Origin of the sequence: Nitrosospira sp. Nl5, assembly GCF_900102495.1 — a bacterium.
GTDB lineage: Bacteria > Pseudomonadota > Gammaproteobacteria > Burkholderiales > Nitrosomonadaceae > Nitrosospira.
Window position 1 is genome coordinate 126,110 of record NZ_FMVQ01000004.1, and the last position, 21,765, is coordinate 147,874.

Annotated in this window: 27 protein-coding genes and 1 pseudogene; 17 read left to right on the top strand and 11 right to left on the bottom strand. The window is 56.4% G+C overall.

What is annotated here, in order from left to right:
- Positions 1-79: 79 nt before the first annotated feature.
- A complete protein-coding gene (locus BLP45_RS05805) occupies positions 80-2,215 on the bottom strand; it encodes a mechanosensitive ion channel domain-containing protein (RefSeq protein WP_090370702.1) in 2,136 nt (711 codons plus the stop codon).
- A 61-nt stretch (positions 2,216-2,276) separates the two neighbouring features.
- Between BLP45_RS05805 and BLP45_RS05810 the strand changes: the two genes are divergently transcribed.
- The 5 genes from BLP45_RS05810 (at position 2,277) to BLP45_RS05835 (ending at position 5,909) form a co-directional block, all read left to right on the top strand.
- Positions 2,277-2,549, top strand: coding sequence for a hypothetical protein (locus tag BLP45_RS05810; RefSeq protein ID WP_090370704.1), 273 nt, complete (start codon positions 2,277-2,279; stop codon positions 2,547-2,549).
- A 357-nt stretch (positions 2,550-2,906) separates the two neighbouring features.
- Positions 2,907-3,494, top strand: a complete 588-nt coding sequence (locus BLP45_RS05820; RefSeq protein WP_090370709.1) for an HdeD family acid-resistance protein — start codon at positions 2,907-2,909, stop codon at positions 3,492-3,494.
- A 112-nt stretch (positions 3,495-3,606) separates the two neighbouring features.
- Positions 3,607-4,602 (top strand): DnaJ C-terminal domain-containing protein, encoded by a 996-nt coding sequence (locus BLP45_RS05825; RefSeq protein ID WP_090370712.1) that lies wholly within the window; start codon positions 3,607-3,609, stop codon positions 4,600-4,602.
- Between the two features lie 2 nt (positions 4,603-4,604).
- The gene (locus BLP45_RS05830; protein ID WP_256327712.1) at positions 4,605-5,015 is read left to right on the top strand and encodes a chaperone modulator CbpM; all 411 of its coding nucleotides are present in this window, start codon (positions 4,605-4,607) and stop codon (positions 5,013-5,015) included.
- A 351-nt stretch (positions 5,016-5,366) separates the two neighbouring features.
- Entirely contained in the window at positions 5,367-5,909 is a 543-nt protein-coding gene (locus BLP45_RS05835; RefSeq protein ID WP_256327713.1) for a hypothetical protein, read from the top strand.
- A 173-nt stretch (positions 5,910-6,082) separates the two neighbouring features.
- Here the strand turns inward: BLP45_RS05835 and BLP45_RS05840 are convergent, their stop codons facing one another.
- Positions 6,083-6,289, bottom strand: coding sequence for a hypothetical protein (locus BLP45_RS05840; RefSeq protein ID WP_090370714.1), 207 nt, complete (start codon positions 6,287-6,289; stop codon positions 6,083-6,085).
- 277 nt (positions 6,290-6,566) lie between these two features.
- Between BLP45_RS05840 and BLP45_RS05845 the strand changes: the two genes are divergently transcribed.
- Positions 6,567-7,199 (top strand): CDP-alcohol phosphatidyltransferase family protein, encoded by a 633-nt coding sequence (locus BLP45_RS05845; protein WP_090370716.1) that lies wholly within the window; start codon positions 6,567-6,569, stop codon positions 7,197-7,199.
- A gap of 36 nt (positions 7,200-7,235) precedes the next feature.
- Here BLP45_RS05845 and BLP45_RS05850 read toward each other — a convergent pair whose 3' ends face one another.
- The gene (locus BLP45_RS05850) at positions 7,236-7,535 is read right to left on the bottom strand and encodes an EexN family lipoprotein (RefSeq protein ID WP_090370718.1); all 300 of its coding nucleotides are present in this window, start codon (positions 7,533-7,535) and stop codon (positions 7,236-7,238) included.
- Between the two features lie 472 nt (positions 7,536-8,007).
- Here BLP45_RS05850 and BLP45_RS05855 point away from each other — a divergent pair, with 472 nt between their 5' ends.
- The 5 genes from BLP45_RS05855 (at position 8,008) to BLP45_RS05880 (ending at position 12,816) form a co-directional block, all read left to right on the top strand.
- Positions 8,008-8,346 (top strand): hypothetical protein, encoded by a 339-nt coding sequence (locus BLP45_RS05855; protein WP_090370719.1) that lies wholly within the window; start codon positions 8,008-8,010, stop codon positions 8,344-8,346.
- Positions 8,347-8,524: 178 nt separating this feature from the next.
- Entirely contained in the window at positions 8,525-10,687 is a 2,163-nt protein-coding gene (locus tag BLP45_RS05865) for a VTT domain-containing protein (protein ID WP_090370722.1), read from the top strand.
- A gap of 143 nt (positions 10,688-10,830) precedes the next feature.
- Complete coding sequence (locus BLP45_RS05870) at positions 10,831-11,448, top strand: hypothetical protein (RefSeq protein WP_090370724.1); 618 nt, start codon at positions 10,831-10,833, stop codon at positions 11,446-11,448.
- A gap of 9 nt (positions 11,449-11,457) precedes the next feature.
- Positions 11,458-11,970 carry a CYTH domain-containing protein gene (locus BLP45_RS05875; RefSeq protein WP_090370726.1) on the top strand — a complete coding sequence of 171 codons (513 nt, stop codon included), beginning with the start codon at positions 11,458-11,460 and terminating at the stop codon, positions 11,968-11,970.
- 159 nt (positions 11,971-12,129) lie between these two features.
- Positions 12,130-12,816 (top strand): endonuclease/exonuclease/phosphatase family protein, encoded by a 687-nt coding sequence (locus BLP45_RS05880; protein ID WP_090370955.1) that lies wholly within the window; start codon positions 12,130-12,132, stop codon positions 12,814-12,816.
- A 114-nt stretch (positions 12,817-12,930) separates the two neighbouring features.
- Here the strand turns inward: BLP45_RS05880 and BLP45_RS05885 are convergent, their stop codons facing one another.
- Positions 12,931-13,257, bottom strand: coding sequence for a DMT family transporter (locus BLP45_RS05885; RefSeq protein ID WP_090370728.1), 327 nt, complete (start codon positions 13,255-13,257; stop codon positions 12,931-12,933).
- A 475-nt stretch (positions 13,258-13,732) separates the two neighbouring features.
- Between BLP45_RS05885 and BLP45_RS05890 the strand changes: the two genes are divergently transcribed.
- The gene (locus BLP45_RS05890; RefSeq protein WP_090370730.1) at positions 13,733-14,431 is read left to right on the top strand and encodes a hypothetical protein; all 699 of its coding nucleotides are present in this window, start codon (positions 13,733-13,735) and stop codon (positions 14,429-14,431) included.
- Between the two features lie 65 nt (positions 14,432-14,496).
- Here BLP45_RS05890 and BLP45_RS14575 read toward each other — a convergent pair whose 3' ends face one another.
- From BLP45_RS14575 to BLP45_RS05910, 4 genes are all read right to left on the bottom strand, one after another.
- On the bottom strand, positions 14,497-14,721 hold the full coding sequence (locus BLP45_RS14575) for a hypothetical protein (protein WP_176754674.1): 225 nt from the start codon (positions 14,719-14,721) through the stop codon (positions 14,497-14,499).
- Positions 14,718-15,380, bottom strand: coding sequence for a DUF2238 domain-containing protein (locus BLP45_RS05900; protein ID WP_090370734.1), 663 nt, complete (start codon positions 15,378-15,380; stop codon positions 14,718-14,720). The genes BLP45_RS14575 and BLP45_RS05900 overlap by 4 nt, the downstream gene beginning before the upstream one ends.
- On the bottom strand, positions 15,377-16,009 hold the full coding sequence (locus BLP45_RS05905) for a DUF2238 domain-containing protein (protein WP_176754675.1): 633 nt from the start codon (positions 16,007-16,009) through the stop codon (positions 15,377-15,379). The genes BLP45_RS05900 and BLP45_RS05905 overlap by 4 nt, the downstream gene beginning before the upstream one ends.
- Positions 16,010-16,340: 331 nt before the next feature.
- Positions 16,341-16,520 (bottom strand): hypothetical protein, encoded by a 180-nt coding sequence (locus BLP45_RS05910; RefSeq protein WP_090370738.1) that lies wholly within the window; start codon positions 16,518-16,520, stop codon positions 16,341-16,343.
- 41 nt (positions 16,521-16,561) lie between these two features.
- Here BLP45_RS05910 and BLP45_RS05915 point away from each other — a divergent pair, with 41 nt between their 5' ends.
- Complete coding sequence (locus BLP45_RS05915; protein ID WP_256327714.1) at positions 16,562-16,891, top strand: hypothetical protein; 330 nt, start codon at positions 16,562-16,564, stop codon at positions 16,889-16,891.
- A 101-nt stretch (positions 16,892-16,992) separates the two neighbouring features.
- Here BLP45_RS05915 and BLP45_RS05920 read toward each other — a convergent pair whose 3' ends face one another.
- Positions 16,993-17,457, bottom strand: a complete 465-nt coding sequence (locus tag BLP45_RS05920) for an ArsI/CadI family heavy metal resistance metalloenzyme (protein WP_090370742.1) — start codon at positions 17,455-17,457, stop codon at positions 16,993-16,995.
- A gap of 17 nt (positions 17,458-17,474) precedes the next feature.
- Positions 17,475-17,831, bottom strand: a complete 357-nt coding sequence (locus tag BLP45_RS05925; protein WP_090370957.1) for an ArsR/SmtB family transcription factor — start codon at positions 17,829-17,831, stop codon at positions 17,475-17,477.
- A gap of 287 nt (positions 17,832-18,118) precedes the next feature.
- On the opposite strand from BLP45_RS05925, the gene BLP45_RS05930 reads away from it, so the two are divergent.
- Both BLP45_RS05930 and BLP45_RS05935 read left to right on the top strand, forming a co-directional pair.
- Positions 18,119-18,661: an SRPBCC family protein gene (locus BLP45_RS05930; RefSeq protein WP_090370744.1), complete on the top strand. Its 543-nt coding sequence runs from the start codon at positions 18,119-18,121 to the stop codon at positions 18,659-18,661.
- Positions 18,662-18,798: 137 nt separating this feature from the next.
- Complete coding sequence (locus BLP45_RS05935) at positions 18,799-19,326, top strand: DUF1269 domain-containing protein (protein ID WP_090370746.1); 528 nt, start codon at positions 18,799-18,801, stop codon at positions 19,324-19,326.
- A 149-nt stretch (positions 19,327-19,475) separates the two neighbouring features.
- Here BLP45_RS05935 and BLP45_RS05940 read toward each other — a convergent pair whose 3' ends face one another.
- On the bottom strand, positions 19,476-20,009 hold the full coding sequence (locus BLP45_RS05940; protein WP_090370747.1) for an SRPBCC domain-containing protein: 534 nt from the start codon (positions 20,007-20,009) through the stop codon (positions 19,476-19,478).
- A 407-nt stretch (positions 20,010-20,416) separates the two neighbouring features.
- On the opposite strand from BLP45_RS05940, the gene BLP45_RS05945 reads away from it, so the two are divergent.
- Together BLP45_RS05945 and BLP45_RS15075 are read left to right on the top strand one after the other, a co-directional pair.
- Positions 20,417-20,953 (top strand): DUF4142 domain-containing protein, encoded by a 537-nt coding sequence (locus BLP45_RS05945; protein ID WP_090370749.1) that lies wholly within the window; start codon positions 20,417-20,419, stop codon positions 20,951-20,953.
- A gap of 354 nt (positions 20,954-21,307) precedes the next feature.
- Positions 21,308-21,735: pseudogene (locus BLP45_RS15075) on the top strand (VOC family protein).
- Positions 21,736-21,765 lie beyond the last annotated feature (30 nt).

The window sequence follows — 21,765 nt, forward strand, 5'->3', positions numbered from 1 at the left end:
AAAATGGTAGCGCGCCCCCGGCTCCGTGGCTGTGCACCACCGCACATAAGGCCCGTTGCGGAGCGCCGCGCCTCATCCTTTATGAAGAAGCCGGCGGTGGCGGCATTGTCGGGAAGGGCTCTTGTGGCACCAGCTTGGTTTCCTGCGGATTAACGAACTGAATGCCCCATTCGCGGAAGCGCTGCAGAATTCGCCGGTTGAAACCACGCTGCACCGGCCACCGGCCCGTATCCAGCGTACGGATTTGCCCAAGGATGGTAATCATCGAGCCATCGACTTGATCCACTCCCCAGATGTCCGGATCGTCCAGAATCAGATCGGCCAGTTGCGAATCGTCCCGCATATCCTGGCCCACGCTCCGAATAGCGGCGAATACCTTATCAACGTCCGAATCGGCCCTGACACTGACCTTGATGGAAGCATTCCCGATGCCGCGGTTGACATTGGTGACGGTGGAGACGGAGCTGAAGGGCACGATATGCAATGCGCCATCCGGAGCGCGCAGCCAGACGGTACGAATCGACAGATGTTCGACCGAGCCAGAGAGATTCGCAACCGTAATGAAATCTCCTACCTGGATAGCGTTTTCCATCAACAGGAAAAGGCCGGTGATGAGATCCTGCACCAGTTTTTGAGAACCAAAGCCGAGCGCGATGCCGATAATGCCTGCCCCCGCCAGCAGGGGTGTGATGCTAATGCCCAGCTGATGCAGCGCGGCCAATAAAACGATTACAGCGATGACGAAAAGCAGCGTGGCGCGCAACAGAGGTATCAAGGTGCTCAGCCGCGCGGCGCGGGAAGCATAACCGCCCTCGGTCCACCGGTTCAAACGGCGGCGTATTGCCGCGTTGAGAACTTCCCATGCGACGACCGCCAATGCGCACGTGACCGCAATCGTGGCGAGCGCCGAGGCCAGGCGGCGGCCCACCGACCCGCTTTCGAACCACGAGAGCGCATCCACGCCCCTGACCTGCAGCAATACGATAAAGGCGACGATGCCAATCAGGAAAGAGGCCGCGTGGTGCGCCAGAATGTGATAGACGCTTTTAGCGCCCCCCTTCGGAGGTAAGGGCCTCGGCTGGCCCGCCTGCTCGAGGGCGTTTTCGCGATCGGCAATGAATGCACGGTCGATCGCACCCAGAACGAGAATAGACACCAGGCTGACACCGACAATGGCAACCGCCGACCAAGCAAAGACGTAGGGCATTCGCTGAAAACTGCTCCCCTCCTCCATCGACCACAGCAGCCACATCGCAAGTATCCCGACAGTTGCGATAAAGGGCCAGATATCGGCAATCATCCCGCGCACCCCGAACAGCCCCGCGCGATTCTCCACCTTCCCGCGTATCGCCGCCGCGGTCGCCTTGCGGCTGCGGAAAACCATAATCAGCAACATGATATGAACCGCCATCCCCACCAGTTTGGAAAGCGCCTGATAAGTGTTAAGGCGTCCTCCCATCTGCAACGAGATATCGGCGAGAGCGGTTCCGAACATCGCCAGGACGACTATCCGCCGTATCCAGCGATTCAGATAACTCGCTGCGGCGTCGCTGATGTGCATCAGCCGCAGACCCTGCCCGAGTGGAGATGCCAAGAGATGAACAACACTCAGCACGATGCGCGTGATTGTGTAAGCCTCGATGATAGGCATAGTCGCGTTGTAGAATATTGTCGCTTGCCCGCCGAATGTATCCAGCAGCACTGTGGCCACCCCCAAAAAAGCGGCTAGCGGAATCACTTCGAGAAGCCAGTGCATCAGCGCAGGCGGAAGACGGCGCAGCAGGCTCCAGTGGTGATCCACGGCCGCGTTGGGCTCGGCGGGAAGATTCGCTGCCTGCGCTGCCAGCGCCGCCTTGCGGGCCGCTTCTTCCTTATTCCGGTCAATCGCGGCCTGACGAGCCGCCGCTCTTTGCTCGATCAGCCTGCGAGGCCGCGCAAGCACGCGCCGCAGCAGCCACTCCGCGAATAGCGCACCCGCAAGGATGACCGCAACCTCCAGCAAGGCATTGAGTAGCACACCCCGCCATTCCGGCATACTCAAGTTATACTGCCACCATGGAACTACCGTTCCGACCTCACGTAGCATACGCAAGGCTAGCCTGAACTGATCCACGACCGCCTCGTCCAGCTGCTTTCCGATCAAGTCGAATAGCTGGGCAACCAGTCCGCCTTCTATCAATTCGATCGGCGCCTCGGCAGGTGCCGTCTCTTCCACTTTCGGCTCAGCGGGTGCAGGTGATGCGGCGGATTCAGGTGGTGCGGCAGACGCGGGTGGTATGCCGGACGCAGGTGGTGCGGCGGTGGGCGCTGGCGGTGGGGCGGACGCAGGTGGTGCGGCGGACGCGGGTGGTGCGGCGGATGCGGGTGGTGCAGCGGGCGTAGGTGGTGCAGCGGGCGTAGGTGGTGCAGCGACCACGGTAGCAGCGGAGGCGGCATTCACCTCGGATGCGAATCTGCTTGCGGGCTCAGCGGCAAATGCCGCTTGTAGCACAGTGCCGGCCAATGACACCGCCAATAGCAGCACCGTCCTGACAGATTTAATCACTTGAAAGAGCACGGAGCGGAGAAAAATATGGGACATTCGCATAAGCGGCGGCACAAAGTACGAGTCGCCGCGACCCGCTTCCCGTGCGAGATTAACGGCGGATCAGGGCTCTGGCATGAATGGCGCATGATGCGCTTTTCTCGGGCAGAATCCGTGCGCGCAACGCGCGGTATGACGATACGCCCGGCGCCTTGTCGAAAATTAAGAACTGAGATAGTAGCGTGCCGCCAGCTTGGTGGCTGTGCACCACCGCACATAAGAATGCGTCGCTAAAAATCAAATTATGTTCGTTACCGCACCGCGCGCGACCCCCTGTTTTCTTACCATCATTCGCATGCATATTCGAAAATGAGGTGACATCATGAACGAATTATTTTTGAAATCCTGGAAGGCACTGGCGTGGCGCGGAGCAGTATCGCTGGTATTCGGCGTTCTGGCCGCGCTGTGGCCCGGTATCACACTCATGTGGCTCATTGTCATGTTCGCTGCGTATGCGCTGATAGGAGGCACGATATCCATCGTCAGCGCGCTGCAGAATCGTACGGGCAACAGTGACTGGTGGCTGCTTCTCCTGCTGGGGGTGGTGGGGCTCGCGGCTGGCGTGATGGCTATCATGGGTCCCGCGCTGACCGCCGTGATGCTGGTGCTTGTTATCGGCGCAACCGCATTCGGAACCGGCATTCTCGATATTGCCATGGCTATCCGCCTGCGCAGGGTGATTCGCGGAGAGCAATACCTGATTCTCAATGGCATTGTTTCCGTCATGTTCGGATTGGCGATATTTTTCTTCCCGGGCGCGGGGGCGTTGGCCCTGGTGTGGCTGATCAGCGGTTACGCGGTCGTTTCCGGTGTGCTCCTGCTGATGCTTGCGTGGCGCGCCCGCAGCTGGAAAAACAGCGGAATGCCCGGCCCCTTTCCGTCGGGCGACCTATCGCACGGCAGGTCATGAGCGTGGCGACGGCCGGGCTGCGCGGAGGCAGGTAAGTCAGCAAGTCGCGCAGCCTGAGCACTGGAAACCGGCAGCCGGACCGGCGTTGGGCGCTGCTTAATTGGGAATATAGATGGAATTCAAGGATTATTACAAAATCATGGGGGTTGCGCGCAACGCATCCCAGGACGAAATCAAGCGCGCATACAGAAAGCTGGCGCGCAAATACCATCCCGATGTAAGCAAAGAACCAAACGCCGAAATCCGCTTCAAAGAGTTGGGCGAAGCATATGAAGTTCTCAAGGATCCGGAAAAACGCGCAGCCTACGATCAGCTTGGCACCAACTGGAAGGCAAACCAGGAGTTTCGTCCGCCGCCGGATTGGAATGCTGGCTTCGAATTTTCGGGGCGGGGATTTCCGGGAGACATGGGCGGCGCGGGCGGCAATGGAGAGCAGTACAGCGATTTTTTCGAATCGCTGTTTGGCCATGCTTTTCGCCAGGGCTACGGCGGTGGGGGCGGCAAACGCGGCGGCTCGGGCGGTGGAGCATCTTTTCATCGCGCGGGCGAAGATCATCATGCCAAGCTCCTGATCGACCTGGACGATTCCTACACGGGTGCGACTCGCTCCATTATGCTGAAAGTGCCCGAGGTCGATGCTCAGGGGCATGTATCGACGCGCGAGCATAAGCTTAATGTCATCATCCCCCGGGGTATTCGCGCCAGGCAGCATATCCGCCTGGCGGGACAGGGAGCACCGGGGTCCAGGCAGGGCAAGCCGGGAGACCTGTACCTGGAGATCGAATTCCGCCCTCATCCCCATTATCGTGTCGATGGCCCCGATGTGTACCTCGATCTGCCGATTGCCCCATGGGAAGCTGCTTTGGGTGCGACCGTCAAAACGCCTATCCCCGATGGCATGGTCGACCTAAAGATACCGGCTGACTCGGGGACGGGGCGGAAACTGCGATTGAAAGGCCGCGGCATTCCCGGCAAAACACCGGGAGATTTCTTTGTGGTACTGCAAGTCGTGTTGCCACCCGCGCTCGATGACGTCGCCAAGGATTTTTACCGCGGCATGGCCGAGCAATTCAAATCTTTCAAACCACGTGCGGGACTGGGAGTATAAGTATGACAGACGAGACAAAATCACTTGGCAAGCAAGGCGGGATGCCGGATGTGATGCCGCTGGAACCGGGCGGAATCATACCGGAAGAGCAGAGCATCCTGACCCTGGATGAGATTAGCAGCGCCTGCGCGGTGCAGACCGAATATATTATCGAACTGGTTGCCGAGGGCGTCATCACGCCGGAGGTAGGTGCGCAAGCCACACCGGAACGGGCCCCGGAAATTTCGACGGAAATGCCCGAACCACATTCCTGGCGCTTCACCGGCATGCACCTGCGCCATGTCCGGATTGCCTCGCACCTGCAAAGTGATCTCGGCATCAACCTTGCAGGCGTCGGGCTGGCCCTGCAGCTGCTGGATGAAGTTGAAGCCCTGCGTACGCGCCTGAACGTGCTGGCGGCCTATCGGACTTAAAGGAAATCAGCTGCACTTAAAGGAAATCAGCTGCAAAAGGGTCTTTTTCGCATCGATTCTTCAAGTCCGGCTGCTGGAACACCCCCTCCTCCCGCCGTTTTTCAATGGCCGCCTGCCGCGCAGGCGCAGTGGAATTTCTCACTGCGATAACCTGTCCAATCAATTTTCCTCTCAAGCAAGCGCGTTGCAAAAATATTCACAAATTATTCACAATTGTCATCGAATAACAGTGCTGCGCGTTAAGTAAGAAAATACCCGGAAATAAGGAAGCAGACAACCCAGAGACCGTCAGAAACCTCCGTCGAAATCTCCGTCGCACAACCGTGGCGCAAACGAGAAACGAGAGCTTACGTGAAGAAAATCAAATTATTCTGCCTGACATGCCTGATGGCCGCTTTTCTGGGGCTGATTCCCGGGGGCCCCACATGGGCTGATGATGGAGGATCCGATGATGGGGGATTTGATGGCGGAGGAGAGGGCGATGATGACGGGCATGATGATGATGACGGAGAGCATCATCATGGGCACGGACACCACCATCACGACCATTTGATCGTTCATCATCTCGGTGGATGGGGATGGCCGGGCTACGGGTTTGGTGCGTTCGGCTATATGCCGCCTTTTTATCCGTCCCCGTATTACGCATATCCGCCTCTGGCCGCCCAGCCTGCCCGGCCGCCTGTATACATCCAGCAACAAAACGCGGCCCAACCAGCTCCCGGATCACAAGCCGCTCCCGGATCACAAGCCAATTATTGGCATTATTGCCGGGCATCGGCGGGCTACTACCCGGAAGTCCAGGAATGCCCTGAGGGCTGGCAGCAAGTTGCGCCCCAGCCACCGCCTCAACCACCCCAGCCGCCCCCTGCGGAATCGCACGACAACCAGGGTTAGAATAGTAGAATAGGGGACATAGAGTAGGGGACAGACCACGGTTTTTTCCGATCTTCTGAGCGCATCGGTGCGAGGGGAAACTGCGGAAACCGTGGTCTGTCCCCTGCTATTCCACTGTTATTCCAGCAGAAAAAGAAATTGATGCTATAAATAAAAGCCGGTGGGGTGAAGAGCTAGCTGCCGTGCGATGAAATCAGCGGTGCGATGCCTACGCTGGGTCCTGCATCTTTTGCCCAGAACACTTGGGATTCCGGCCACCCTACGAGCGGTTCTGCATGCACATAAGGATCCAGGGAGTCATCGGACGCGTTGAAGATCGCATAGGACACTCGCTCGATATACCCTTCCGCGGTTCGTACATAAGGAACAAATTTGCGCATTTGTTTGACCTCGGCGTGATGAAATTAGTCTCTCTCATTGTATTGATGGTTTGTTACAGGATTTATACGTAAATCAGAGTCACTATCAGTAGAGCCGAATCCCTTATTTTAAGTTGTCCAAGGTTGGTTTATGAGAAAAAACATGGGAACCGGGAACGAAAACATGCTTCCGGGTTTCACGGGAATGTACAGGAAGATTTATTCAGAGATTCACTGACAAAGCTGTCCTCCGCTCATCAGCTAGGTAGCAATTCCACCGAGACAAACCGAGAAGCCAATGCCCCCATCCCCCGATCCTCCCAAGCATTTCTCCATGATTCGCGGGTTCCAGCTGGCGGACTTCTTCACGCTGGGCAACGCAGGCTGTGGCGTGGCGGCCGTATTATTCGCAATGCTCTATGTTGACAGCCAATCGCTAACGCATTTCTTCAGTTCGGCTGGCATGATGGTGGCAGCTTTCATATTCGACGTGCTTGATGGGCGCATCGCGCGATGGCGGCATGAGCATTCGGCGCTGGGGCGGGAACTTGATTCTCTGGCGGACATTCTTTCGTTTGGCATCGCCCCCGCGGCCCTCGGTTTCGCTGCCGGATTACGCGGCGAGTGGGACTGGCTGGCGCTGATTTACTTTGTATGCTGCGGAGTGAGCCGCCTGGCAAGATTCAATATCACCGCGGAGAGTCTCTCGGAAGGGGCCGGCAAAGTTGCCTACTTCGAAGGTACGCCGATTCCCACCAGCGTTATCCTGACTGGGGTGCTGGCATGGGCTGCCTGGAAGGAACGTGTTGGCGAGAATCTTTATTGGGGAGTGTGGACGATCGGGCCGTGGGAACTGCATCCCCTGGCCCTGCTGTTCGTATTGTCCGGAACCTTGATGATCAGTAAAACGCTGCGCATTCCCAAAATTTAGTTGGATTTCCCGCAAATTGGCCGCCACGGCACTGCCCTAATTGGTGATCGGTGGAATCGGCGGCGTAGTCCTTACACCTTCGCTCTCCGTACCCCACTTTGTCTTGGCTTTTACGTTATTCTCCGCACGGCTGGCGTTCACGCAATTTGGGGTGCCATCGAGCGTGGCGGGGTCGGCTAAACATTCAGCCAGCTTTTCGGCTCGTTCGGCGGGATGTGACTCGTACCAGTCCACGGGCCGGACTTCTTCCCCGATATTGCGTCCTTTACAGTCGGCGAGCATCAATATGAGCAGAACGCTCCCGGCCACTGAAACAATGGTTGCTTTCCTTTTCATAATTAAACTCTTTTAGATAATAACCATCGTCGCGGCATTTCACTTGCATCAAATATTTTCAGCATGGCGATGTTGAGCATCGCACGATACGCCACGGTTTTTCTGTGCGCTAGCGAACCATGAACGAATCCATTCATCCGCTTGCTTTCGCTCTGATACAAACGGGGAAACGCAGGTTAATAAAGCGCCTCCTGTTTTCCCCCGGCATTTCCTTTCCCCGGTCTCCGCCCCTTTTATGTACGAAAACGAACGGAAGGCCGCGGCTGCAAGGCGCATATTAAGCAGGTCCGTGGTCTCGCTATCGCTACGAGCGGCCGCACCGTATGAGCCATATTTTTTCGCCAGTCCCGGCACGTTGACCGTCCCTTTTTTCAACCTGGCACTAAGGTCTAAAAAGACCGTTTACATCACCTCACGGTAAGTTCGCTACGGGCCAAGCGGTGGACTGAGATTGAACAATCAGGAGTGAATAATGGAAAAAGAACCATTGATCGAGTTGCCCTGGCATGGCCATGAAACGATTGAAGCAGTACCGGCGTTGCTGGAACAGGCCGAGCAAATAAAAATCACGTTGCCGGCGAATTATAATCACGCGTTATATCGCGCACTGCATCCCGAGGCGCCCCGGGTTCAGCTGGAAGAAATTGATGCTTCGGGCGGTCCGGAACTCCTGGCGGATATTGCAACCGTCAGTGGGTTGGAGGAATTTACCGCGCTCACCGATGCGCTGACCGCGGCACAAGCAACAGTGCAGGTCATCAGCCCGCCCACAGTCATTATTGCGCTTCCCGGCGTGAGTCCCAGGGTTTAATGGACACCTCCACAAACCCGGCCCTGCTGGCATCCGCTTCCCGGATTAGCTACGGCAGCGATTTGTCTCCCGTTCAGCCAGGTACGCTTGCAGCCAACGTGTTTGGCAAATGTGGCAATCCAACGGGTAACGCTGCGCTAACCTCGCACACAGACTTCGCACGTATCGCGGCATCCAAATGACGCATCCTCCCATTCTGAAACCAGGCAAGAATTGTTGGCGAATCGAACATGCCGACCGCATTGCCTTTCTTGTGGACGGAGCCGACTTTTTTCGTGCCTTCCGGGAAACGGCAAAACTGGCGCAACGCTCCCTGTTGATCATTGGCTGGGATATCGACAGCCGCGTGGAACTGCTCAGGGAAGACAGGCCCGACGGTTTGCCGGACCGCCTGGGCGAGTTTCTCAATAGCCTGCTTGAACGCAACGATCAACTCCACATCCATGTTCTGGATTGGGATTTCACCATGGTGTTTGCCGGATCGCGTGAATGGATGCCGCTCTACAAACAGGAATGGAATTCCCACCCCCGCCTGCATTTTCACCTGGATGACCAGCATCCGGCCGGAGCTTGTCATCACCAGAAAATTGTCGTGGCCGACGACCGCGTCGCGTTTGCCGGAGGCCTGGACCTGACGCGCGGCCGCTGGGACACGCCCGAACACCGGCCTGACGATCCGCGCCGGCGTGAGGCGGAAACGGAGCCGGTGCCGCAGCCTTATCACGATATCCAGATGATGGTCAGCGGCCCGGTCGCGGTTGCATTGGGCGAACTTTCACGCGAGCGCTGGCATCGTGCAACCGGCCACGCGCTATCCGCCCCGGAAATCCCCGCCAGCTCCGGGGGTTCCCCCAGCTCGGTTTGCTGGCCGGATTACCTGGCGCCGGATATGGAAAATGCTCCGGTCGCTATTGCCCGTACTGTTCCGAAATACGAGAACCAGGCAGAGGTGCGTGAGGTGGAACAACTCCTGGTGGACGCAATTGCCGCCGCGCGGGATACGATCTACATCGAAGCGCAATATTTTACAGCGCACAAGGTGGCAACCGCGCTGGCAAAGCGGCTGAACGAGGACGACGGGCCGGAAATTGTCGCGCTGCTGCCGGAATATACCGATGGCTGGCTATCGCAGAACACCATGGACGTCCTGCGCGAGCGCGTATTCAAGCGGCTGCAGGAGGCGGACCATCACGGGCGCTTGCGGCTGTATTATCCCTGCGTGCCCGGTCTTGGCGGGGTGTGCGTGAATGTGCACTCCAAATTGACCATCATCGACAATGAACTGCTCCGCGTGGGCTCCGCCAACCTCAATAATCGCTCGATGGGCTTCGATACCGAATGCGATCTTGTGCTCGAGGCAAACGGCGACTCTCGCATCAGCGATGTCATCCGGGCTTTTCGCAACCGCCTGCTGGGAGAGCACCTTGGCATGGCGCCCGCCGAGGTCGAGGCGCGCCTTTCGCGCGAAGGCTCCCTGATCCGCGGCATCGAATCACTTTGCGGTGCCGGCCGCAGTTTGACCCCGCTAAAGTTTCGCGTGACGCCGGACATGGACGCGCTGGTGCCGGATAGCCAGATCGTCGATCCCGACCGGCCCATCGAGGCGGATCGGCTGATAAAAGAGTTCGTTCCTCCGGCACAACGCAAACCGGTCCGCCGTCATATTGCCCTGATCGTGTCGATACTCGCCGCCATCCTGGGGCTGGCTGCCGCCTGGCATTGGTCGCCACTGCGGGAATGGGTGAATGTCGAGACATTGGTCAGCTTAGGCGCACAATTCGAACAGATACGGGGCGCGCCATTTTTGGCGCTTGGCGTTTTCGTTCTCGCCGGCCTGGTCGCGTTTCCCCTGACAGTGCTCATCATTGTCTGCGTGCTGGTGTTCGGCCCGTGGTACGGTTTTTTCTATTCGATGCTCGGCGCCATATTGAGCGCGATGTCAACCTATGCGCTCGGCCATTTGCTGGGGCGCAATGCCGTTCGCCGGTTTGCCGGCACGAAGCTCCGCGAGCTGAACAGGCGCCTGGCTAATCGTGGCTTAATCACCATCATCGTCGTCCGGATTGTCCCGTTCGCGCCGTTCGCGGTGATCAACATGATCGCGGGCGCCTCGCAAATCCGTTTCCGGGACTTTGTCCTCGGCACTGCCATCGGAATGGCGCCGGGGATGGTGGGCATCTCCCTGTTTACGGATCGCCTGGCTGCCACTATCCAGAAACCGGATTTGCCGGCATTTGCCATATTGGCGGCGGTTGTTGCTGTCATTATCGCCAGCGGCTGGGCCTTCTGGCGGTGGGAAGAGCGGCGCCGCGATTCGCGGCTGAGAGCGACGACCGATTGACTGGATTTTTTATCCGGGTTTAATAAAGGAGCCTGAAATGATGACGTGTCCAATCGATATGGCTGGAGACATGCCTGGAGCATGGTACGAACCATTACGGTTCGCCGCTTTCCCCTTCCCGGTGAACAGCCCGGGTAGCTGCGATGAATGAGACCTTGCCACGCTTCGAATTCCGGATCTTCGGGCAGGGTTTCGATACGGTTGAACAACGCATCCGCAAGGAGGCGCCGTGTGAATCGGTCAGTGAAAGCAGAGAAATATATCTCCTCAATAATGAAGACTGCGACCGCAATGTCAAGATTCGCGAGGGTAAACTGGAGATCAAATGCCTGATTGAACGCTTCAATGGATTGGAACGCTGGAAACCGGAAGGGGAATGGGCATTCCCCATCGACCTCGCGACCCTGCCCGACAAACTGTTCCCGGTTGCCGCCCTGGAACGGATTTCGCCTTTTCCGGCCTCGCTGACTGAAAAAGAATTGCTGAATCATGTCACCCAGGGCAGCGTCCCGCTTTATCGCGCCCAGCTGTTCAAGCGCCGCTTCCGTTTCACGTTCCGGGATTGCCCGGTGGAGAGAGACCGGGTGCTGGTCAACGGCGCGGCTATCGAGTCGATCGCTATCGAATCGCAGCACGCCGAGCAGGTTCTCGCGGTGCGATCGGCTTTGGGGCTGGAGCAATTTGAAAACGTCGCCTATCCCCTTGCCATCTCCCGCATCATGGGAATCCGTCCCCTGCCGGAGGAGGAAAATTATGAATAAAGAAATTTTATGAATAAGGAAATCGAGCGCAAGTTTCTCGTTGAGAATCAAGGCAACGCAAGTTGGCGCCAAGCGGAATACAGCGAGATTCGCCAAGGGTATCTGAGTATCGACAAGGAGCGCACGGTTCGCGTGCGTACCGCGGGCGATACCGCATATCTGACCGTCAAGGGCATCACCCAACACGCGACCCGCGCCGAATACGAGTATCCGATTCCTGTGGCGCATGCCCGGGAAATGCTGGATGGTCTATGTCTTCGGCCGTTGATCGAAAAGCGAAGATACCGTGTCGAATTCGGCGGGCTCATCTGGGAGGTGGATGAATTTTTTGGGGATAACGTCGGTCTGATAGTAGCGGAGGTCGAATTGGAGAGCGAGCAGCAGGCATTTGATAAACCACCCTGGGCCGGTGAGGAAGTGACGGACAATCCGCGTTATTACAACGCCAACCTGGTGAATAACCCCTATACCCCGCGATGCAGACAACCCGGATGGTCAAGAGTGCAAGGCCAGGAGAAATAAGCCGCAAAACCTCCTCATCGACGCCAGGCCAGTGGGCGGCTTCACTGGGCAATGCCGCGGATACTGCCGGTCGCATTGATTGCACCGAGGCACGAAACATGCAAGCACGCAATTCCGCGAAGCGGAGGCTTGCAAAACCTGAATCTACAGAGACGCACTATGCACCTGACGATCGCCACCTACAACATACACGCCTGCATTGGCACCGATGGCCGCTTCAAGCCTGAACGCATTGTGCAAGTGCTGCATGAGCTGAACGCCGATGTCCTGGCGTTGCAGGAAGTGGAGCACCATGACGTCGAGGGCCGCGACCTGCTGGATTACCTGGCCGCGAAAACCGGCTTGACAGCCATTGCCGGCCCTACCCTGCTGCGCGAAACCCGGCACTACGGCAACGCCATATTGACCAAGCTTCCCATCCTGGCCGTGAACAGGGTTGACCTCACCCTGCCCGGACACGAAGCGCGCGGCGCAATCGACGTCACTCTCGATGGAAACGGACGGCGCGTACAGGTAGTCGCGACCCACCTGGGGCTTCGGCCGTGGGAACGGCGCCAGCAGGTTCGCCAGCTGCTCAAGCTGTTCAATATCGGATCCGCCAATGTTTATGTGTTAATGGGTGACCTGAATGAGTGGTTCCTGTGGGGACGGCCTTTGCGTTGGCTGCACGCGCACTTCAAGCGCACACCGCATTGTGCGACCTTCCCGGCACGGCGGCCATTCATGGCGCTTGATCGTCTCTGGGTGCACCCGCGCAGGCGCCTCGCAAAACTGGAGGTTCATGCCACTGGTCTTGCGCGCGTCGCTTCCGACCACCTGCCCTTGAAAGCCGTCATTGAAATGTGATTGGCGTGGCCGCATGGCTGTTATGCAAAATAGTTAAACAGCCAATATTTGCGCCTCCGCAAATGTGCTATCACGATCACCCGGGGAAGGATGGATAGCTTTACGGAACGCTTATCAAACGCGGCTTTCCGAAAGGAGCTTCAAACCCACTATGCCGGACAGAATCAGCGCGAAACACAACAATCTGAGTATGCTGCGATCTTCGCCTAGCGCGATGATTCCATAAGCCGCGGTGCCGACTGCGCCAATGCCGACCCACACCGCGTAAGCGGTGCCGATAGGAATGGTGCGGACGGCGATGGAAAGCAGGTACATGCTGGCGGCGATGAATACAATGCAGAAGGCGCTGGGCCACAACTTTGTGAAGCCATCAGTGCGCGACATGGCAGCGGCATAAAGAATCTCACAGGTGCCCGCAGCAAGGAGATAAATCCAGCCCATTATTGACCTTCATTTCAGGAGAAGACAAAATGTTTAACTGTTTATGCGGCAGGACGCCGCCTAATAATTTAAAGTTGTGACGAAGCATTAACATTGGATTCGACGCGCCCCAACCAAAGCCCGCCTCTGTTTTCCCGAAGTGTAACAAGTAGCCAAGCGGTTGTCTCATAAAACCGCAAGCCGTTATACAAAAGGCCGGATGTGCCCTGGTTGGCTTCCTGGCCTTGCGCAATAGCGAGAAAGACCGGAAGATGCCACTTGGGACCGGGAATAGCAGCCCCGAGTCGCCATTCCGTTATTCCGGAGCGTTCGCCGATGCCTCGAATTGATTTAATGATTGTTAACCCGATTTTTTTAATGCTGGGTTTCTGACGCTTCCAGATTCATGTGACGGCAATCGAGTCCGGCCCCTATCGGTAATATTGTTACTGGTTATATTGCTATTGGTTGTATTGACTGCAAGAGGAGGAACGCGATGACGCAACGGATTTTCCCCACGATGCTCTACCCGGGATGCGCAATGCTGATGGCCCTGGCATTTCTGCCGGTCTCCCATGCCCAGCAAACCGGTGGCACATCCGGCAATGAGTGGCAGCTCTTTCGCCCCGACAACCAGGCAAAACAGAAAGAGTCCATTTCCGGCGGCGCATGTGTCGTCCAGACAGGAGCTTTCCCGGTTGGCTTCAACGCCTACGTGGTGCCGGACGGCGACCATCCTTCCTATCCTCCATTTTGCTCCCCGGTGCCGGCCGGTCCGCTGAACCTGGTAATCGATATCCTCGCGCCAGATATGCGCGAAGCACCGCTGGCCGTGAGGCTGATGAAAATAGAAGGCGGCGAGGAGCGTGAAGTCTTGTCGGTGCCCGCCACGGAGTACACCTCGGGAAACATCCCCCTCGCGGTCAACCTGGAGCCGCTGGGCAAGTATAAGGTCCTGCTGGCCGGCAACGATGCCTCGGGAAACGCCGGCAATCTGGTCAGCATTCCCCTTGATGTGCGAAAAGCAGGGGATTATGTCCATACCGGTAACGGCGGCACGGGCTGGGGCTTCCTGGTATTGGTGGTAGGCCTCGCGGGGCTCACGGGCGGCGCGGTTCATTTCTGGCGTCCCAAACCGGCTACCACCACGGGTACAAGCAGTACAAGCAGCGCAGGAACAGGCACTTCACGTTAGCCGCGGGCCGGCGATTCGGGGCCAATTCGTCTCACCGCAGATACTTGCCTTTTTTATTTTTTTAACTATAAATAAAAAATCAGGGAGCGCAGGAGAAACGTATGCCAAAATGCGATGGATGCGGGAATGACTACGACAAATCTTTTCAGGTTGTCGCCTCCGATAAAACCTATACATTCGATAGCTTCGAATGCGCGATCCAGATGCTTGCGCCTGTCTGCGCGCATTGCCGGGTGCGAATCATTGGCCATGGCCTGGAGAAGAATGGCGTGATGTTCTGCTGTAATCACTGCGCGGAAGAAAAAGGCGTGAGAGAACTCCGAGACCGCTCGTAGGCACGCCGGTATCCAAAGGGCATCGCGAGCGCCGCGCCGAGGATCGCCAGCCCCATGTCTTTTTGCGCATCCCAGACATCCCCCTGCAGTCCAAGATATGCCGCTCCCAGCTCTGGATTGACCAGTGTTGCGATGAACGCCTCGATGATTTCAAAAAATCCGCTGAATGACACGATGATGGCCGCCGGCAGGAGCAACGCCCAGGGGCCGCGCACTTTCGTGATGCGGATGAGCATTTCCTGAATCGGATATGCCATCACTCCGAATGAGAAATGCACGATCCGGTCAAAATGATTTCGTTCCAGGTGAAACGTTTCCTTGAGCCAATAGCCGAGCGGTACTTCCGCATAGGTGTAGTGGGCGCCTGTGGCATGCATGACGAGGAAGAGAAAAATAAGCACGTAGGCGGAATCCGAAAGCGGCAAGCGTTTATACGTGAAGATCAACGTTGGCACCGAGACAAAGACGAGAAGGTTTTCAAGCAGCCAGTCGCTGCGCTTCACCGGATCGATCGCGGCGATAACCCAAATGACCGCATAGCAGACGCAGAGCCCCTGAAGCAGCCGCCGCTCGCGAAATGGTTTTTCATTCATGGAGAACCGCTGGGCATTCATGGAGAAATGCCGCGTTTGAGGGCGGCGCGTTCTTGCCGGTAGGTCAACAGCGCCGCGGCCAGCGCGCCGAGTAGCGCGGCAGCCAGGTCAAATTGCATATCCCACTCGTCACCCTGCGCGCCGAGCCAGGCCGGGCCGGTACCAGGGCTGACGATCTCCGCCACCAGCGACTCCATCACTTCAAAGCCGACGCTTGCGGCCAGGATCAGGCTCACCGGCGACCAATGCGCTGCCCAGCCCCGAAGGTTGCTTGTCCGGACCAGGAGTTCGCGAAACGGATATGCCAGCAGCAACCCGAACCCAAAGTGGATGATGCGATCGTACGGATTCCTGCTCAGGCCCAGCATCTCTTTCAGCCAGTCGCCGATCGGCGAGTTCGCGTAACCGGTGTGCGTGCCGATGGCATGCAGGCTGAGGAACAGCGCGATCAACAGATAGGAAAGATTCGAGAAAGCAAAGCGGCGGTATGTCGCGACGAGGATGCCGGCAAAAACGACGACGAGGATATTCTCAAGCGCCCAGACCAGCCAATCACGCGGATTGATCGCGACACCGATCCAGACCAGCACATAGGCCCCCAGCACCATTTGCAGGAAGCGATTCTTGGTAAATGACGGGGAAGCGGTCATGGCACGTACCATTCTCGCTTAGGCCACGAACAGGTTTCACGAGAGCGGCAAAGGCATTAAGAGGCGAAAGAAGTACCAGCGAAAATAAACGCTTATACTCTCTTACGTTTCAATAGCTGAATCTGTACGGTGAGTCACACAGAATGTGCGGGACCCCCGGAATTAGTTCTGTGTGAAGCATCCCGTCGTTCGGGGCGTAGCATCGGAATCGGGTCAGGAAATCGCTAGTCCCCCGAGCGCGACGCGCCTCGCGCTGCGAGGCGGGCACTTTTCCGCGCGTTTTCGCAGCCGGTTTGACTAATCGCCAAGCCTTACCTATATTTAATTCAGCCTATCCGATGGACAAGAGGAGTTCTATGGAATGGTTGTTCCGATTCAACCTTTCCCGGAAGCCTAATCGATCCATGGCGACAAGCTCGCTCTTGCTGCCGCCTTCATCAACGCCAACCGGGTTATTCGCAAGCAGCTTCAACAGAATTGCAGAGTCGGTAAATACCAACGATAAGGGCATGCCAGCCCTTCCATTGATCCACTGATGAGAGGAGGATGAAAATGAAAAGTGTGAAAACCGTACTGGCAGTGATCAGCTCAGCAGCAATATTCATTATTGCACCAGCAGCTATCGCTGAGGAGAGCCCCGGCTTGATGAATGTCAATATCAGCAACGTCGCCAAAGATATTGCCAAGAACATCAATGTGGACGTCAGCCAGATTCCAAAGACAGTCCAGATTCGCGTTGGTTTGGCTGCCCAGGTATGTAATGTGGCAGCGGATGTTTTAGCGGACAGGCATAGAAGCGGGGTTGGGAGTTGCACAGCTGAAATCACTACGGCCGAACTCGATCAGACCGTGCTGGGACAAGTAAAGGGTATTACCAGGTAAGTTGCTACCGTCCGCTGGACCTATGCACGTTACGTTTTCGGGCACTTTCAGCCCCCCGACCCATGCCGCCCTAACCTCAAGTACGATGATTCGAATACGCGCTATATAGCGAGCTCTGAAGCCTTGGGCACTGGCACGCAGCACGCACCGGCTTCATGAGGCTTGGGTTCTATCCGCGCCTTAGGCACATCTGTACCATAGATTTCCACCTCGCCAAGCGTATGGTAGGTTTCCCAGGCAATGCCCTGCGGGTCGACGATCCAATACTTATCCGATCGCGCGTAGCAGCATTTCGTCCGCGGCTGGTCGAGCGCGGCAATCTCTGCCTCGGCCACTCCCCGGCGCAGTTCTCCCAGTTCCGCATCCGAATCGACTTGAAACCCCAGGTGATCAAGCCCTGTTTTCGCACCGCGGTTTGAAATGGCGAAATTAATCCGCGGTTCCTCGATCATCCATTTCGCATAGTCGGCTTTTGTGACGGATGGCGGAGCACCGAACACGGTGGAGTAAAAGCGGATGTTGGCATCGAGATCATCAACAGCAATATGCACGTGAAAGCGTTTCATGATCGGCTCCTTTAGAGTCAGGTGGTTTTCGATTGAGGCGGGCAACAGCCGCCGAGCGCGTTTTCAACCATTGTCAAACATTCCTTTGGCATTCCATGGCAGCAGTTTCGCGTGAGGAAGGCCATCATCTCCGCCATGCATGCGAAATCGGCGGCATAGTAGATAAACCGCCCCTCCTGGCGGGACGAGATCAGGCGCGCATGGCTGAGTTCCTTCAAGTGGAACGAAAGCGTCGCAGGCGCGACCTTCAGCGCGTCGCCGATGCGTCCCACCGGAATACCTTCCGGTCCCGCCTGAACCAGCAGGCGAAATATCGAAAGACGCGTTTCCTGGGCAAGCGCGGCAAGAGCAATGACTGCTTCTTTAGTTTCCATGTTTCTAGTATTATCGAAATGATGGATAAAGTCAAGCATACTGGAATTAAAGACAACGGAGGATGCCGTCCTCGTTCCTCAAATTATCCCCTACGTTGACCACCGCACAGATGGCAAACATTGGGAAGGCGCATTATCTACCCAAGTATTTGTTCGCCAGACTCGATTCAGCCGACAGGGTGAGCAAATTGTCTTTCAATTGTTGCAGCCGTTTTTCACAAACCGAAGTGTCGGCATGAAAAATATCTTCTGAATGGTGAAGCGGCTTTTCGTAGGAGGAAACGCAAATGTTAGGAAAAATTGTAACGCTCGCGGCGGTTGCCGCAGGTGGAGTGCTGTTAACGAAGCAGTACAAAAAATCCCGGGACTCCGAGAAAACGACGATCGAAGAGTCAATCGAAGTGAACGTGCCCGTCAGCGTGGCCTACAATCAATGGACGCAATTCGAAGATTTTCCCAAGTTCATGAAGGGCGTATGCGAAGTACGGCAGCTTGATGATACGCATTTGCACTGGCGGGCCGAAATTGCCGGTAAAGAAGAAGAATGGGACGCCGAGATCACCGAGCAGATTCCCGACCAGCGGATCGCCTGGCGCAGCACCAGTGGGGCGGAAAACGCGGGTGTCGTCGATTTCCACAAGATCTCCGATTCAACCACCCGGATCATGTTGCAAATGGATTACGGTCCGAAAGGCTTCATGGAAGGGCTCGGCGACGCGTTGGGAGCGGTAAAGCTGCGGACCAGGGGCGATCTCAAGCGTTTCAAGAAATTCCTTGAGAGCCGCGGGAGCGAAACCGGTGCCTGGCGCGGCGAGGTCGCCCGGCATTAAGGAAATCTGGCAATCATTCGGTAATCATACACGGCGGGAAACGGCAAACTGGATGCTGAGTCCCGCCGTAAACATGCATGGCGTAGCGGTATGCAAGATCGTATGGTCTGCCTTGTCTACTTTGACAGGAGAAAAACATGTCCGATCTAGTGGTGATAGGATTTGAAGACACGCATAAAGCCGATGAAGTTCTGGTGAGGCTCCGGGAACTGAGAAGGGAATATCTGATAGATCTTGAAGATGCCGTGATTGTCGTTCGCGACGAGAAGGGTGAGATCCACCTCAAGCAAAGCATCAACCTTACCGCTATCGGCGCGTCCAGCGGCCTGCTTTCCGGCAGCCTCTGGGGCGCGGTGGTAGGGCTGATATTCCTGAATCCGATCGCCGGGTTTTTGCTTGGCGGCGTGATCGGGGCGGGGACGGGAGCATTGTCGGGCTCTTTATCCGATTACGGCATCGACGACGATTTCATCAAGTCATTGAGCGAAACGATTCCCGTCAACTCATCGGCGCTTTTCATACTTGCGCGCAAGGTGCAAGCGGAAAGGGTTCTGGCCGAGCTCTCCGACGTGAAAGGCAAAGTCTTGCGGACATCCCTGTCACCCGATCAGGAAAAGAGACTTCAGGAAGCGCTGACGCATCCGACAACGCTAGCGAAACAGTAACGCTGGAAATCCCTGGCCAGTAATGAGGATTGGAGGCATTGCTGTACAGCCTGCTTTCGCCCTTTCCCTGCACCTCGTATATGCCTGACGGATCCAGTCGTCGCTGGAAAAATCCGAATAAATTCTTCGCGCGAGCAGAATTTTCTCGGTCAGAACATCGCCGGGTGTTCCCGCACATGTTCCTGCAGGCGTTCCAGGCTTTCCGTCCATCCCTCGTTCATCCCCATCTTCAGCATTGCGTCGCGAATCGCGGCTGATTCGAAGCGCGTCCGGATCGTGAGCTTCGTCTTGCCGCCGAGGTCGTCGAAAGTCACCGTGGTAAGCATTTCCCCGGCGGGATTGTCGGCCCCCTCTTCTCCCTTCCTGCGGTTCGGATTCACGAGGTCGTGCCAGGCTTCCGGGTGCTCGGAACAATCCATTGTCATGATAATCCGCTCGGAAGCGGCGATCTCGCGATAGACGCCCTTGATTGGATATTCGACGCCATCGCGGGTGCGCATGACAATGCGATAGCCGCCTCCGGGCCGCGCATCCATCTCGCAGGTATTCGTGACCTCCTTGGGACCCCACCATTTTGCGAGGCGGTCCGGCTCGGTCCATGCCCGGTACACAAGCTCTCGCGGCGCATCGATAATGCGCGTGATGAGGAAATCATTTTCCGCGATGTCGCCTGTCATGGTCATTGGTTTACCTTTTCACGTGCCTGCCAAGGCGTTTGCAAGATACGCGGCGAGTTATTCAGAATCGTGCGGCGCATCCGCCACCGGTGTTCTGTCCCGCTCGAAGCGAGGCATGCAAGGACCGCGCGGCGAAGCGGAGGGCCGGCGAGTGCCGCGAAAATAGCGCGAGGTGCTCATGAGGTTGGAGACGTTGGGAACAATTGAGCCTGTTTGAGACCTAATTAACTGACGAATAAAATATAGCCGCCTCCGCCTGCTTGTCAAGCGCAACGAATATTCCGGAATGACCCGAACAGTTGCCTAACGGATGAGCTTTATCTAAACTACGCCTTGATCAAGCGGGCGCCAATGCGGCGCCATGATGAACCCATCGGCAATCATCGTTCTGTTCAAACACCCAGGAGACTTGCATGAAAAATCTGATCATTCTCGCAGCTGGACTGATGATTCCCGCATTTCCGGCCTTTGCGGAAATGCGGGATATCCACGATGCGCATATTGCGGACGTTGTGGTAACGGCGAGCAGCATCGCCATCGAGGCTGCCAGGCTGGCGCAATCCAAATCGTCCAACGAAGACGTCAAGTCGTATGCGCAACGCATGATTGGAGACCATACCGAAGTCAGCCAGTCGGCCACCGAACTGGCAGCAAAGCTTAACGTAACGCTCCAGGACAACCCGATCAGCCAGAGCCTGAAAACCGGCAGCGAAGCAAATTTCGCCAATCTGCAGACATTGCGCGGCGAAGAATTCGATAAGGCCTACATCGACCAGAAAGTCGTCCTCTACCAGAATATGCTCGACACGATCGACAACCAGTTGATGCCCAGCGCCAGCAATCACGAATTGAAAGTCCTGTTGTTCAATCTGTTTTCCCCCTTTTCCCTGCATCTTGACGATGCCCAGAAGATCCAGGAATCGTTGAATCAATCGGACCCAAAAAGCTAGCTCGGCCGCAAACCGGCTGCCTGATAGCGTTTTCTTCATACGCCTAGATACTCTGTTCGCTGTCAACGATATTTTTGATTTTTTTCTTTATGCAGACCCCATTCCCTACACCTACTTCCCCGTTCTGTTTTCGCAGGAATGACGAAGCTTTGTAGGATGGGTGGAGCGTAGCGTAACCCATCAAAACAGCTGTCACGCCAAAGCAGCATCCTCACGCAGTTGGCAGATGGCCGGTATGGAATTAGGCGGTGATGGGTTGCGCTTCGCTCCACCCATCCTACGAAAACCGGATAGAGCGCATGAACGTCAGGCAAAGTCCGGCAACACTCAACCGGTCATCCAGGGAGAAAAATCATGACTACGGTAAACCCCTATCTGAGCTTTAACGATAACTGCGAAGAAGCGTTCAATTTTTACAAATCCGTGTTTGGCGGGGAATTCATTCAGATGGTGCGCTTCAAGGATGTGCCTTCCGAACAGGCGATGCCGGAAGGTGAAGGCGACAAAATCATGCACGTTTCCTTACCCATCGGCCAGGGAACCATCCTGATGGCCAGCGATACGCCGGAAGCATCGGAAAGGTAACCGCCGGCAACAATATTTCAATTTCCATCCATCCCGACAGCGAAGAGGAAGCAACCACTCTATTCAATGGGCTGTCAGCAGGCGGAAGTGTAACGATGCCACTCCAAAAAACTTTTTGGAACGCTTACTTTGGAATGTTCGCCGACAAGTTTGGAATTCAGTGGATGATCAATTACGACTACAACCAGCAAAAATAAGCGCTGGCCAGTAATGACAAAATTGTAGGC